Consider the following 14,229-nt stretch of genomic DNA (forward strand, 5'->3'; position numbering starts at 1 on the left):
ACAACTTACACCATGCTATAATCACACTGTTACCGGAATAGGGCCATTCTTTAGACGATTGAGGAGGACGACGATGTCCGAAGGACGTGTATTCCACAACTTGATCGGCGGCGAATTCGTTCCCGCTCAGAGCGGAAAAACCTTTGAGCGGCGTAATCCCGCCGATACTCGCGATCTGGTAGGTGTATTTGCCGACAGCGACGAGCGCGATGTCTATGCCGCCGTTGAAGCGGCCAAAGCCGCCTTCCCCCACTGGAGCAAAGTACCGGCGCCAAAGCGTGGCGAGATTTTGCTGCGCGCTGCTGAACTGCTACAGTCCCGTAAAGAGCAGTACAGTCGCGATCTGACTCGCGAGATGGGCAAACCGCTCTTCGAGGCCGGTGGTGATATTGTCGAAGCGATCGGCATGGCCCAGTACGCCGGTAGTGAAGGGCGGCGAATGTTTGGGGTGACAACCCCTTCCGAATTGCCCAACAAGTTTCAGATGAGTATTCGGCAGCCAATCGGTGTAGTTGGCCTGATCACGCCGTGGAACTTTCCAATGGCTATTGCATCCTGGAAGATGCTGCCCGCCATCGTCTGTGGCAACACGGTTGTGATTAAACCGGGTGAAGATGCCTCGGCCAGTACGTATAATCTGGTGCAGTGCCTGATGGAAGCCGGGTTACCTCCCGGTGTGGTCAACATCGTCACTGGCTATGGGCCAAAGGCCGGTCAACCGCTGGTCGAACATCCCGATGTACCGGTCATTTCCTTCACCGGCAGCACCGAAACCGGTCGGCTGGTATACGAACTGGGTGCGCGCCGGATCAAACGGGTCAGCCTGGAAATGGGCGGCAAGAACCCATTAATTGTGATGCCCGACGCCGATCTCGACCTGGCGCTCGATGGCGTCTTGTGGGCAGCCTTTGGCACCACTGGCCAACGCTGTACTGCCACCAGCCGCCTAATTGTCCACCGCGCCGTTGCCCGCGAATTGGTCGATCGGATTGTGGCGCGTGCTCAGTCACTGCGCGTAGGCAATGGTCTCGACCCCGCTACCGAAATGGGGCCACTGGTCAATGAAAAGCAGTTGCAGCGAGTGCTAAACTACATCGAAATCGGCAAACAAGAGGGTGCCACGCTGCTGTGCGGTGGTTACCGACTTACCGGCGGCGACTACGATTATGGCTACTTTATTGCGCCTACCGTCTTTACCAATGTTACGCCTCACATGCGGATCGCTCGTGAAGAGATTTTCGGGCCTGTTCTCAGTGTGATCGAAGTCGATAGCCTTGATGAAGCGATCACCATTGCCAACGACGTTGCCTACGGCCTCAGCTCTGCAATCTACACGCGCGACATCAACGCTGCTTTCCGGGCTATGCACGCGCTTCAGGCCGGTATCGTGTACATCAACGCCCCCACTATCGGCGCCGAAATCCATCTGCCCTTCGGTGGCGTTAAAGCAACCGGTAACGGTCATCGCGAAGCCGGCCCAACCATGCTCGATGTCTTTTCCGAATGGAAGAGCGTTTATATTGATTACAGTGGGACGTTACAGCGGGCACAGATTGACAACGCTGATTAACTCAGGCTCGGGCTTACGATTCACCGGTCAGGGCGGGTTGTAAACCCGCCCGTATTGCGAGAGGAGTCAACACCTTCCCACAACAGCACACCGCAGAAGAGAAGCGAATGAAGATCGGAGAAGAGTGAGCGTTACACCGCCTCATCTCACCGCTCACTGCTCTCCACTCACTCCTCACCAGGGGACGGTAAGATGTGGGATTACCCCCTCGCCAGCGGGGATAACAGGTAGCAGATTGTCGGATAGAGACGGTCAACCGTCACCTGGAACCGATGAGCAGTGAGCAGCACTCCACACGCCCTCATGTCGGTGTCAACGGAAGGAACATTCACTGCGCAGCGCACACATCAGCACGAACATGAGCGAGCAAGCAACAGTTGATAATCATTCAGTGGTATACTGAACAGAAGCACCGGCTTTACCGGAGAATATCAGTGCGACTTTTTCCGGCAATGCTGGTGATCCTGTTGGTGGGTGTTCGATAGAGTATCGTTCGTCATCAATCACATCAAAACTGGTTATCATTCATTCCTAATGTACGTAATATCAGGATCGATTTCTACGACCTGATATATCAATCGTGTATCAATGGGGTATTACCGGCTTACCGGTACGTACCGATCTGGTTGACAAACCGATTACAAGACGGGCTGATCGCTGGGAAACAGCACTTACGGACAAGATTGTGCTCTGGCCCGATTCCTCGCGATACGATAAGCATCCTGCTGAAATCGCAAGGATTTTCAATCAAATCTTATGCAACAGGCAATTACCCATGAGCGTGCTCCTAGACCGGCCTGCCGGCAACGATGATTGAAGAAGGAGAAGCTAAACACACTATTGACCAACACCCTGTTCACACCAACGAGGTCGTCTGTGCAAGTCTTACAACATTGGCAACAATCGATTAAAACCAGTTTACGGGCTAAATTATTGCTCTTTCTAAGTCTGAGCATGCTATCAATATTGTTGATAGCGGCTTACGGTGTTTTCCGATATATTGAAACGGTTGAACAAAAGGGATGGGCTGGTCGCCAACGCGAAGCAGCTCAGTATGCAGTGCGCACAATCGATGACTTTCTGCTGCGGGTTGAAGATACGCTCAACCTGGTGGGAGCACTATCGGTTCAACAGATTCGGCAATCACCTGAATTACTCCCTGAAATTCTTAACCGCATACCCGCCTGGATCGAGATTGTCCGTGTCGATGCAACCGGTCGTGTCATCGCGTCGACCAGCCGTGATCAACCGCTTCTAACAAATCCGGCAAGCATTCTGCTCGCAAACTGGTTCCAACAGGCGCGCAAGGGAAACAATTACCTTAGCCCGCTGTTCATTACCACTAATAGTGAACCGTACATTATTCTGTCGATGCCTGCGAGTGATGGCGGAGTCGTCGCCGGTCGGTTACGGATGAATTTGTTGTGGGAAACTGTAGCGACAATCCGGTTTGGCCGTACCGGGCATGCCTATATTGTCGATGATCTTGGTACTATTATTGCCCATCCCGATCCACAAATTGTGCTGGCCAACACCACCATTGGCGAACGTCCAGAATTTCGCACCTTTCCTCCCGATGGGAACCAGCGTTTCTACATGAATCGCTTTCAGCAAGAGACTCTCGGCGTTGCACTGAATATTCCCGGTACACCCTGGCGATTACTGGCCGAAATACCTGAAGATGAAGCCACTGAACTGTCGACACGGGCCGGAATTGTTGTCACCATCAGTCTGTTCCTTTTTGGTGCGCTCATCCTGCTGAGCATAAATTATCTGCTCGATCGCTTCATCTTCCGCGTTCTAAATGAACTCCGACAAGGTGCCGAACGAGTCGGGACAGGTGACCTCACCCAACCGCTGGTCGTACCACCTGAGCATGAACTGGCTCAGGTCGCCAGTGCATTCAACACGATGATGCAACAGTTGCATGCCCGTAATCTTGAAATTACCCGCCAGACAGAAAGCCTGAAAACCGAGATTCAGCAACGTCGCCGGATCGAGCAAGAGCTGATAAGGGCACGCGATGCTGCTGAAGCAGCTTCACGAGCGAAAAGTACCTTTCTTGCCACAATGAGCCACGAGTTGCGTACTCCCTTGACCGCAATTATCGGCTACAGCCAGCTCCTAGAACAGTTAATCGGTCAGGGTATCTATGATACGGTTGCACACGATGTCGGACGTATTCGTGCTGCCGGTACGCATCTCCTTGCCCTTATTAACGATATTCTTGATATTTCCCGAATCGAAGCTGGTCGAATGACGGTCAGCATCGAATATGCCGATGTAGCAGATTTGGTGCGCTCTGCCGTAAATACGGTTCTGCCCCAAATCGAGAAGAATCGGAATCGCCTCCAGATCAATTGTCCACCAGATATTGGTATTCTAAACAGTGATGCGACCAAGGTGCGTCAGGCATTGATAAATCTGTTAAGTAATGCCGCAAAATTTACTGAAAATGGTGAGATAACCCTAACCGTTAGTCACTATTATGAGAATGCGCAGAAGTGGTTCCGCTTTACCGTTTCTGATACCGGTATTGGCATCCCTGCTGATAAACTAGATAAGCTGTTCAAAGCGTTTTCGCAGGTTGATGATACACCCACCCGAAAATACAGTGGCACCGGCCTGGGTCTGGCCTTGAGTCAGCGTTTATGTGCGCTTATCGGTGGCAGAATTACGGTCGAAAGCACTGTTGGATTCGGATCAACATTTACAATCGAAGTCCCTGCCGAACTTAATGCAATCTCTTCGACATCAGACCTGGACGCGCCCAGTCTTTCTGCAATCCCAGCACCAATCACGACTGACAGGACCGCCTCGACAGTAACGGCCAAAAATGCTGTTTTACTGATTATCGACGATGATCCAACAATGAGCGATATGTTGCGTCGACTCATACCGGCTACTGAAGCGACTATCGTTACTGCTGAGACCGGTACTGAAGGTCTGCAACTGGCTGCCGCTCTCATCCCTGAGGTGATCGTCCTCGATCTAAAATTACCCGATTTGCACGGCCTCGAAGTGTTGGCGCGGCTGCGTGAAAACCCAGAGCTATCTCATATCCCAATCGTTGTGCTAACGATTGATGACCAGGCTCAGCACGGTCTGACCCTCTCAGTCGACGAATATTTGGTCAAGCCTGTCGAGCCGAACAGATTGATCAGCATTGTTAGACGTTTCTACCAACCCAAAGCCGAAGTTTCAACACCACATATTTTGCTGGTTGAAGATGATACGGCACTCGCCGAATTGTTCGCCCAAACCCTGCGAACCGTCGGCTGGTCGGTAGAGGTCGCCTCCGATGGCGAAACCGGTCTTACTGCTGCGCTAAGCCGACCACCGGCCCTGATATTGCTTGATTATATGTTGCCCGGTATGGATGGACTACAATTGCTTGAACAGTTACGAAGCCATCCTCACGGGAAGAATATTCCGGTGATCTTGATGACGGCCCATGAGCTAACCGCTGATGAACGACAACAACTGGCAGTCAGTGTGAGCATGATTCAACGCAAAGCAGAATTAAACCTGGAGCAAATGATCGATCATTTGCGACGGCTACTGTCCCAAAACAAGTCTCTACTCATAGAACAGTAACAAGGCAGGGTAAACAATGGCAAAAATTCTTATCGTAGAAGATGATGCTAATAATCGCGATCTGATCGCACGATTAGTAGAATTGATGGGGCACGAACCAATTCTGGCAGCCGATGGCGCTCAGGGTGTCGCCCTCGCCCGTAGCGCGCAGCCTGATCTGATTGTAATGGATATGGGATTACCCGTGCTCAACGGATGGCAGGCCACCCACCGTATCAAATCGCAACCGGCCACCAGGCATATTCCGATCCTGGCATTGACTGCTTACGCCCTCACCGAAGATCGGACACGCTCACTGGATGCTGGTTGTGATGACTTTGAGACTAAACCGATTGACTTTAACCGATTCCGAGAAAAAGTTGAAGCACTCCTTCGTCAGCGCGGAAAAGAACCCACAGCTCCGTAGCTGCGTAGAAGCTCGTGATGACACTATTGAAGCGTCAAGACATCGAATGGAACCCGAAGCTGAGAACACAGAAAAGCACTAACCGGTGCAGATCATACTTGCACAGCGTTACACAATGTGGTAATATCGCAACCGCAAGGGCAGGTCGCATAGTTGGTCTAGTGCGCGGCACTGGAAATGCCGTACAGCGGAAACGCTGTCGTGGGTTCGAATCCCACCCTGCCCGCCAGTTGGTCTCTTCCACCACTTGCTATCCCAACAATCGCTGAGGAACTGACAAGAGGCGTGCATAAAGATACGTTTCCTGGCATTGTGACGCGCAATTTGCTATTTTGCATCACCCTATACCCCACTGGTTAGCGCGTTCCTACCCAACTCACCCGGCTTACCGCCGCACACTCTCTTCATTACATCAATACATGCGGGTTGAAAACCTCCCACATCAGGATCAGCATCCCGATATATCCGTTACCAGACCAATAGTGTAACTGCCAGATACAAGAGAATCCCGCCAATATGCAAACTTACAATACCCCAAAAATATCTGGCATACGAAGACTTACTAATTTTATGTCGAAAAATCTGCTGCGCAAGCAGCGCACCAGGCCATCCCCCTAACAGCTCCCATGCATGCAGAGTCTGTTCGCGGATACGCCAAACTCCAAATTGTGCTCGCCGCTTATCTTCCTGGTATAACATCAGCGTCACTGCACTACACGCCAGATACCACCCAATAACCCATGATGGCATTACCATTGCGAATACTGTAAGCCCCAGCAAGATTACAAATGCGCCAACGACCAACAAGGCCAACACCGTATCAAACCGAGAAACCGATCCAGCGATCTGTGGCGCTGCCGACTGTGTTCGTACATTGACTGCCCGTAATCGCCCCTGAGCATCGAGCTGAACAGTAAATTTGACCATTTCACCTGGCTGAGGCTGCCAGTTGCAGTCGAAGGTATCGCGAATATGAAAAAAGATGTCGCCCGGATGACTTGGTGAAGCGATAAAACCGTATCCCTCTTTTTGTTTCCAACTGGCAACTCTGCCGAAGTAACTTCGATCGTTCATAGGAACTTGCCAACGTAATCAACAACGAATATGACTTGTTTAGTATACTATATCACACATATTACCAGTTTCCTGAAGACCAACACCATTTACAAAACATCAAACCCTCCTTTCCTCAGCGACGCTGTCACGCAGGGCTTCACATAGCATGTATGGAAGCCCCACAGAGACAATAGGTTTCCCGACAATAAGACTGTTGCTGTTTCATTCTTCTAAACCCTGCAAGCGCCGCAGCTCGACTTCAAGCTGGCGCAGACGGGCTTCAAGCTCGGCTCGCGCCGCTGCTTCCCGTTGCGCCTGTTCTTCCGCTGCTCGCGCTCGTGCTTCCGCCTCCGCCCGCGCTGCCGCTTCCCGTCGGGCCTGTTCCTCCGCCTCGGCCCGTGCGGCTGCTTCCTGTCGCGCTCGCGCTTCGGCGGCTGCCCGCGCTGCCGCTTCTTCCGCCGCCTGCTGTACCACCGTCGCGTAGTCGCCAAACGCCGTGCCGTCGTCGGTGTAACACACTACGTGGTCGCCTTCCACTCCTACCCACAGCTCAGCCAGTTCCAGATACACCCACCCCCGCTCGTCCGGCGGTTGCAGCCGGTAGGTATCGCCCACCAGCCGATAATCGAGTAACCGGAGCTGCCGCTCCCCCCGCCGTCCAACGTTGTCCACAATCACATACTGCGCTACCCCCGCCCGTGCGTAGTGCGCCACCTTCCACACCACATCGTTCTCCCGCGTCTCCGGCGACGTGATCTCAATCATCAACGCCGGTCGTACCCCCTCTTCCGCCACGTCAAACGTGCTCCAGTCGCGCCGCTCGCGCAGCCCTGGAATGACCATCACGTCCGGCCCGTGCGGACGTAGGTCGGGCACGTCCCACGCCACCCGCACATCACTCAGCACGATGGCCCGCCCGTGCGCTTCGAGCCGAGCGCGCAGCACCGCCGTGAGGTACATCCGGTCGGTTTCGTGACGGTCACTGTGCACGATGAAGTCTCCCTCTTCGGGGTGCAACACGTCTTCGAGGGTGAGCGGCACCGGTTCGAGGTGGTCGGGGTCGTCGGGGGTGGGCCGACGGACGTAGCGCCAGCCGTAGCGGAAGGGGTCTTCTTCGGGGAGCGGTGCAGGTGCGGTGGCAGTAGGATGGGTCATCGCAGTTCCTCCTTGCTGTGGTAGGTGGGTCTGCCGGTATTGTAGCACAGCGCTGGGCAGGATGCAGGGGCAACGGCGGCAGCGCAACGGGCAGCGGGTGGTGGTGTTTTCCATTCATTGTGTCTTCCTGGTGCTCAAAATGGTGCTCAATAAAGAAAGCGTTTGAGCGGCCAAAAAGTTACACGAAAAAACACGGTAATGCTGAACCTACCCGAAACGGTCGGTTACAGGACGAGTCTCACCCGCTCACCTCACAACGCGACGGCGCACGAGAACAAGAGAGTTCTGAGCGCCTATCCGAATAATCCCCTATGACATCACGACGGATGAACCTCGGCGATGGAGGCAACGCGATTGATGAGCTGCACGAGGCAGGGCGAGATGTCGCCTCGCCCCTACAGGTATCCACGACGATGGTCACGGCGCACCTATTCAACCTCTCCTGTTGTAGCAGCCGCTCGGTCGGGGCGCAGCAACGCTGCGCCGGTACATCCATCGACGGCTTTCATCCGTTCCACCGTGAGACGGTGATTCGGATCGGCACGTAGAGCCTGATCAAAAACCCAGATGTCTCGTTGGGTACGTCCTGTACCCGCGCAACCATTGCGTGCGGGCAGCCCTCACCCCGGCCCCTCTTCCGCGCTGCGGGAGAGGGGGGAGCTGGTGCGTGAACGCGGTAGCGTTGCCAGACGCAGGAACCCTTCTGCTCCGCTCATCTCCCTTCCTCGTCCGTAGCGTGGGAGAAATACACAAATGAGCCTGCAGGATGTCTCGATTCGTCAGGTAGCATCTCCCCCTTCCTCGCCCACAGCGTGGGAGCGGAAGGGGGCTGGGGGGAAGGTGAGGGCAGCCCTCACTCCCGGCCCCTCTCCCGCGCTGGGGGAGAGGGGGGAGCTGGTGCGTGAACGCGGTAGCGTTGACAGACGCAGGAACCCTTCTGCTCCGCTCATCTCCCTTCCTCGTCCGTAGCGTGGGAGAAATTCACAAATGAGCTTGCGGGATGTCTCGATTCGTCAGGTAGCATCTCCCCCTTCCTCGCCCACAGCGTGGGAGCGGAAGGGGGCTGGGGGGGAAGGTGAGGGCAGCCCTCACTCCCGGCCCCTCTCCCGCGCTGGGGGAGAGGGGGGAGCTGGTGCGTGAACGCAGTAGCGTTGCCAGACGCAGGAACCCCTCTGCTCCGCTCATCCCCCCTTCCGCTCCCGCAGTGTGGGAGAAATACACAAATGAGCTTGCGCTATGTCTCAACTCGTCAGGTAGCATCTCCCCCTTCCTCGCCCACAGCGTGGGAGAGGAAGGGGGCTGGGGGGGAAGGTGAGGGGGCCAAGGGGAAGGTGAGGGTCCATCCTTCACACTGATCGGTATCGCTTATTGTATAATCAGTCAGCGTCGCCGGGGCGCGCTCGTTGACCCACCGCAGAGGAGTTGGAACAAACATGCCAAAGCGCACCGATTTACATACGATCCTCATTATTGGCTCCGGCCCGATTGTGATCGGGCAAGCCTGTGAATTCGACTATTCCGGCACTCAGGCCTGCAAAGCGTTACGTGAAGAAGGCTACCGGGTCGTCCTTGTCAATTCTAATCCGGCCACCATCATGACCGATCCTAGCCTGGCCGACGCAACCTATATTGAGCCGCTGACCGTTCCCAGTCTGGAACGCATTATTGCTCGTGAAAAACCTGATGCCATTCTGCCTACCGTTGGTGGGCAAACCGCCTTGAATCTCGCAGTTGCCCTGCACGAAGCGGGTATTCTAGATCGATATGGCGTTGAACTCATCGGCGCCTCGGTAGAAGCTGTACGCATCGCCGAAGATCGCCAACGCTTCAAAGATAAGATGATCGAGATCGGTCTCCAGGTACCACGTTCGGGTACGGCCACCACTCTTGAAGAGGCACTGGCTGTTGTCAATCAGACTGGCTTCCCAGCTATCATTCGCCCTTCGTTTACGCTCGGTGGTGAAGGTGGCGGAATCGCTTACAACATGGAAGAATTTCGCGCTATTGTCGAACGTGGGCTTGATGCTTCACCGGTCTCGCAAGTGTTGATCGAAGAAAGTGTCTTAGGCTGGAAAGAGTTCGAGCTAGAGGTGATGCGCGACCGTAACGACAATGGAGTCATTATCTGCTCGATAGAAAATATCGACCCAATGGGTGTGCACACCGGCGATAGCATCACGGTGGCACCGGCAATGACCCTAACCGACCGCGAATATCAGCGGATGCGCGATATGGGGTTGGCTGTCCTGCGCGCCGTTGGCGTAGAAACCGGTGGCTCAAATGTACAATTCGCGGTTTCACCGACTGATGGTCGTATCTACGTCATCGAAATGAACCCCCGTGTGTCGCGCTCATCAGCACTGGCATCGAAAGCAACGGGCTTCCCGATTGCCAAAATCGCAGCCAAACTGGCTGTTGGCTACACTCTCGATGAATTACCCAACGACATCACCCGCGAGACACCGGCCTCGTTTGAGCCAACCCTCGACTACGTGGTGGTAAAGATTCCACGCTTTACCTTCGAGAAATTTCCCCAGGCCGATCAGACGCTCACGACTTCAATGAAGTCGGTTGGTGAGGTGATGGCTATCGGGCGAACATTCGCTGAGGCTTTCCAGAAGGCATGGCGCTCACTCGAACAAGGACGTGCTGGTTGGGGTGCCGATGGTCGTGATGTGATTGAACCAGAACGGTTGCGCGAGCGTTTGATTACACCACATCCTGATCGGATGTTCTATGTTCGCTACGCTCTCCAGAGCGGTATGTCGGTTGAGCAGATCAGTACCCTCACCAGAATCGATCCCTGGTTTATTTGCCAACTTGAGCAGATTGTCAATCTCGAAGGACGGCTACGGGCATTTGATCTCGCTACAATCCCTCCCGATCTGCTGCGTCAGGCCAAACGGATGGGCTTTAGCGATGCCCAATTAGCCCACTTATTGCGCGTGCCGGCAGGCCCACAGCGCTGGTCGGCGGAACTGGCTGTTCGTCAACGACGACTCGAACTTGGTATTCGACCAACGTATCACCGGGTTGACACCTGCGCCGCTGAATTCCCCGCCTATACACCCTATCTCTACTCTTCTTACGAGAGTGAAGATGAGGCCGAACCAACCAATCGCAAAAAGGTTATTATTCTCGGCTCTGGCCCTAATCGTATCGGGCAGGGAATCGAGTTTGACTATTGCTGTAGCCATGCCGTCTTCGGGCTGCGTGCGCTTGGCTACGAAACGATCATGATCAACTGTAACCCGGAAACGGTCTCAACCGACTACGATACGGCAGATCGGCTCTACTTCGAGCCACTTACCCTGGAAGACGTGCTTAACGTGGTCGATGTTGAAAAACCTGACGGCGTGATCATTCAATTCGGCGGTCAAACACCGCTTAAGCTCGCTCAGGCACTTGAAGCCGTCGGTGTCCCCATCTGGGGTACACCACCAGACGCGATTGATCTGGCCGAGGATCGCGATCGATTTGGCGCTCTACTCAAGGAGTTGAACATCCCCGCACCTGAGCATGGCAGTGCCACGTCGTGGGAAGAAGCCCTGACTGTAGCCCGCCGAATCGGGTATCCCGTCGTAGTACGACCAAGCTACGTCTTGGGTGGACGAGCCATGGCTATCGTGTACGACGATGCGGCACTCGAACGCTACATGCGCGAGGCAGTCGCCGCTTCGCCAGAACATCCTGTACTTATTGATCGCTTTCTCGAAGATGCCTTCGAGATGGATGTCGATGCGATTTGTGATGGCGAAACAGTGGTCATCGCCGGGATCATGGAACAAATCGAACTGGCTGGCGTACACTCCGGCGACAGTGCCTGCGTTATCCCAACCTATATGGTCGCCGAAGAGCATGTGGTAACGATGCGGCGCTACACCGAACAACTGGCCCGCGCCCTGGGTGTTGTTGGGTTGATGAACATTCAGTATGCGATGAAGGACGGGGTTGTCTATGTGCTGGAGGTGAATCCCCGTGCGTCGCGCACAGTACCCTTTGTCGCCAAAGCTACCGGTATTCCATGGGCACAACTGGCCGTACAGTGTGCTGCTGGCGCCAAACTGTTCTGCGACGGTCAAATTGTTTATGTCAATCATCCAACACTAACCAATTCTCCCCGCTACCGTCTCGCCGTGCCTGGTATCCAGCGCTTCCACGTCAAAGAGGTTGTGTTACCCTGGTCACGTTTCAGCGGTGTTGACACCCTGCTCGGCCCAGAGATGAAATCAACCGGTGAGGGCATGGGGAGCGGCGCAACGTTTGGCGAGGCCTTTGCCAAGGCCCAGATGGCTTGTGGCAGCCATCTGCCCACCAGCGGCAATGCGTTCTTGAGCGTGAATGATCGCGATAAAGCAACGCTGCTCCCGATTGCCCGTGATCTGGCGGCTCTCGGCTTCAAACTCCTGGCGACCAGTGGTACCGCTGCTTATCTCCAGCAACATGGCCTCGAAGTCAAATCCATCTATAAAGTGAATGAGGGGCGCCCCAACGCTGTTGACTACATCAAGAATGGTGAGATTGCGTTGATCGTTAATACACCCCTTGGTAAGACCAGCTTCTTCGACGAAGCGGCTATCCGGCGGGCAGCGATTACATACGGCGTGCCAACGCTTACTACTTTATCAGGAGCAGCGGCAGCAGTACAGGCGATTCAGGCATTGCGTACCGGTCAGTGGACACTATTGTCGCTGCAAGAACGTTCAGCAGAGGTATAGAGCGTTTCCCGACCATCACACCGGTCAGCACTGGTGGTCACCGCACCCGCCGGCGGGTACGGATATTCGCGAAGGGGCGAAGCGACGCTTCGCCCCCTGTCAGTACCGGATCGGAAGAATATTCCTCAAATATGCGTATGGCACGCCTGCACGATCAATATTGAAATGACTTTTTTCGCCCATGATTCCTCACTTCTCTCCTTGCGCTGAACCTCGTAGATCGCTATACTACCTCTAGCGGGCATACAGACACCTGTCACCAACCGCCACCTGGCAGAGAAACAGTATCCGGCAGAAAGGATTAGGCTATGAGCTTCCGTTTGCATGAAGTCAATCCAACGACCAGCTCAACCGGTAACACGCCTAACCGAATGCCTGAAATACCACCACAACCAAACAGTATTGCCGAAACCGGGTTATCAATGGGGTTTTTGACCGATCACATCTTGAAGGTGATCTACTTTTCAGGAGCAATTACCGGTCAAAAACTTGAAGAAACGGTGAAACTACCATTTCTCGGTGTTATTGATAAGGTGCTTGAGTTTCTCAAACTTGAGGAATACGTTGATATTATCGGCGCCGAGGGTGGTTTTAGTGAGCGATCGTTTCAGTATGTGATTACCGCCAAAGGTCGAAACAAAGTTCACGAGGTGATTGATCGTAACCAATACGCCGGACCGGCGCCGGTGCCACTCCAGCAGTATGTCGAAGTAACGCTCCGCCAGAGTATCGGCGAACTGGTTATCGATCAGGCCACCATTCGCAAAGCCTTTAGCCATCTGGTGGTCAGTGAGAAGATGCTCGATAAAATCGGCCCGGCAGCCAATTCAGCCCGTTCGCTCTTCTTGTATGGCCCACCAGGAAACGGCAAGACCACCATTGCCGAGGGTATTGCCAATCTGCTTGGTGGGTTGGTCATTATTCCCTACGCTGTCGAGGTCGATGGTCAGATTATCAAAGTCTTCGACCCCCTAAACCATCAGGTTGTGCAGATCAATGAAGTCGGTCACCCCGACCTGCCGCCGACGCCGTTTGGTTCAGCCGCCACCATTGCACCGACGACCTATCCTGATGCGCGGTGGGTGGTGTGTAAGCGACCACGAGTGATGGTTGGTGGTGAACTTGAGCTGGAACAACTTGAACTGATCTTCGATCCGGTTTCAAAGGTCTATGAAGCGCCATTTCAGATGAAAGCAAATGGCGGTCTCTTTCTGATCGATGACTTTGGTCGGCAGAAGTGTCGGCCACAAGACCTACTTAATCGCTGGATCGTGCCACTAGAAAAGAAAGTAGATTTTCTGGCTTTGCAAACCGGTAAGAAGATTCAGGTGCCGTTTGACGTGTTGATCGTTTTCTCAACCAACCTCAACCCGAAAGACCTCGTCGATGACGCCTTTCTCCGCCGCATCCGTCATAAGATCGAGGTTCCTAATCCAACACCAACCGAATTCCGGGCAATTTTTCAGCTCGTTTGTAAGAGCAAGCGCATTCCCTACAGCGATGATGGTCTGCGTTACCTCATCCAGGAGCATTACATGAAGGTTGGGCGCGAATTACGGGCGTGTCACCCACGTGATTTGTGCGACCAGATACTAGATGAAGCCAAATACCGTGGCATTCCACCGGCTATGTCGCGAGAGTTGATCGACCGGGCCTGTGAAGCCTATTTCGTCAAGTTGGGCTGATCGCCTGGCCAGATCGTGTCGTATCAGATTAACCCGTTGCCA

The 14,229-nt window shown here is 54.1% G+C and carries 8 protein-coding genes and 1 tRNA gene; 6 read left to right on the forward strand and 3 right to left on the reverse strand.

All coding sequences use genetic code 11. The annotated features are described in order from the left end of the window. Positions 1-73: 73 nt before the first annotated feature. A complete protein-coding gene (locus QTO31_RS01870) occupies positions 74-1,570 on the forward strand; it encodes an aldehyde dehydrogenase family protein (RefSeq protein WP_301427926.1) in 1,497 nt (498 codons plus the stop codon). Between the two features lie 384 nt (positions 1,571-1,954). Here the strand turns inward: QTO31_RS01870 and QTO31_RS01875 are convergent, their stop codons facing one another. Further along, positions 1,955-2,095 (reverse strand): hypothetical protein, encoded by a 141-nt coding sequence (locus QTO31_RS01875; RefSeq protein ID WP_301427927.1) that lies wholly within the window; start codon positions 2,093-2,095, stop codon positions 1,955-1,957. A 351-nt stretch (positions 2,096-2,446) separates the two neighbouring features. Here QTO31_RS01875 and QTO31_RS01880 point away from each other — a divergent pair, with 351 nt between their 5' ends. The 3 genes from QTO31_RS01880 to QTO31_RS01890 all read left to right on the forward strand — a co-directional run bounded on the left by QTO31_RS01880 (position 2,447) and on the right by QTO31_RS01890 (position 5,802). Continuing rightward, entirely contained in the window at positions 2,447-5,167 is a 2,721-nt protein-coding gene (locus tag QTO31_RS01880; protein WP_301427928.1) for a response regulator, read from the forward strand. A 16-nt stretch (positions 5,168-5,183) separates the two neighbouring features. Further along, the gene (locus QTO31_RS01885; RefSeq protein WP_031460628.1) at positions 5,184-5,573 is read left to right on the forward strand and encodes a response regulator; all 390 of its coding nucleotides are present in this window, start codon (positions 5,184-5,186) and stop codon (positions 5,571-5,573) included. Positions 5,574-5,711: 138 nt separating this feature from the next. Then, positions 5,712-5,802: transfer RNA gene (locus tag QTO31_RS01890), tRNA-Ser, on the forward strand. 239 nt (positions 5,803-6,041) lie between these two features. Here QTO31_RS01890 and QTO31_RS01895 read toward each other — a convergent pair. Together QTO31_RS01895 and QTO31_RS01900 are read right to left on the reverse strand one after the other, a co-directional pair. Continuing rightward, positions 6,042-6,647: a cold shock and DUF1294 domain-containing protein gene (locus tag QTO31_RS01895; protein WP_301427929.1), complete on the reverse strand. Its 606-nt coding sequence runs from the start codon at positions 6,645-6,647 to the stop codon at positions 6,042-6,044. Positions 6,648-6,851: 204 nt separating this feature from the next. After that, on the reverse strand, positions 6,852-7,784 hold the full coding sequence (locus QTO31_RS01900) for a Uma2 family endonuclease (RefSeq protein ID WP_301427930.1): 933 nt from the start codon (positions 7,782-7,784) through the stop codon (positions 6,852-6,854). A gap of 1,433 nt (positions 7,785-9,217) precedes the next feature. Between QTO31_RS01900 and carB the strand changes: the two genes are divergently transcribed. Beyond that, positions 9,218-12,502, forward strand: a complete 3,285-nt coding sequence (gene carB / locus QTO31_RS01905) for a carbamoyl-phosphate synthase large subunit (RefSeq protein WP_301427931.1) — start codon at positions 9,218-9,220, stop codon at positions 12,500-12,502. Between the two features lie 308 nt (positions 12,503-12,810). After that, the gene (locus tag QTO31_RS01910; protein ID WP_031458254.1) at positions 12,811-14,187 is read left to right on the forward strand and encodes an AAA family ATPase; all 1,377 of its coding nucleotides are present in this window, start codon (positions 12,811-12,813) and stop codon (positions 14,185-14,187) included. Positions 14,188-14,229 lie beyond the last annotated feature (42 nt).

The organism is Chloroflexus sp. MS-CIW-1, from assembly GCF_030444705.1.
Taxonomy (GTDB): domain Bacteria; phylum Chloroflexota; class Chloroflexia; order Chloroflexales; family Chloroflexaceae; genus Chloroflexus.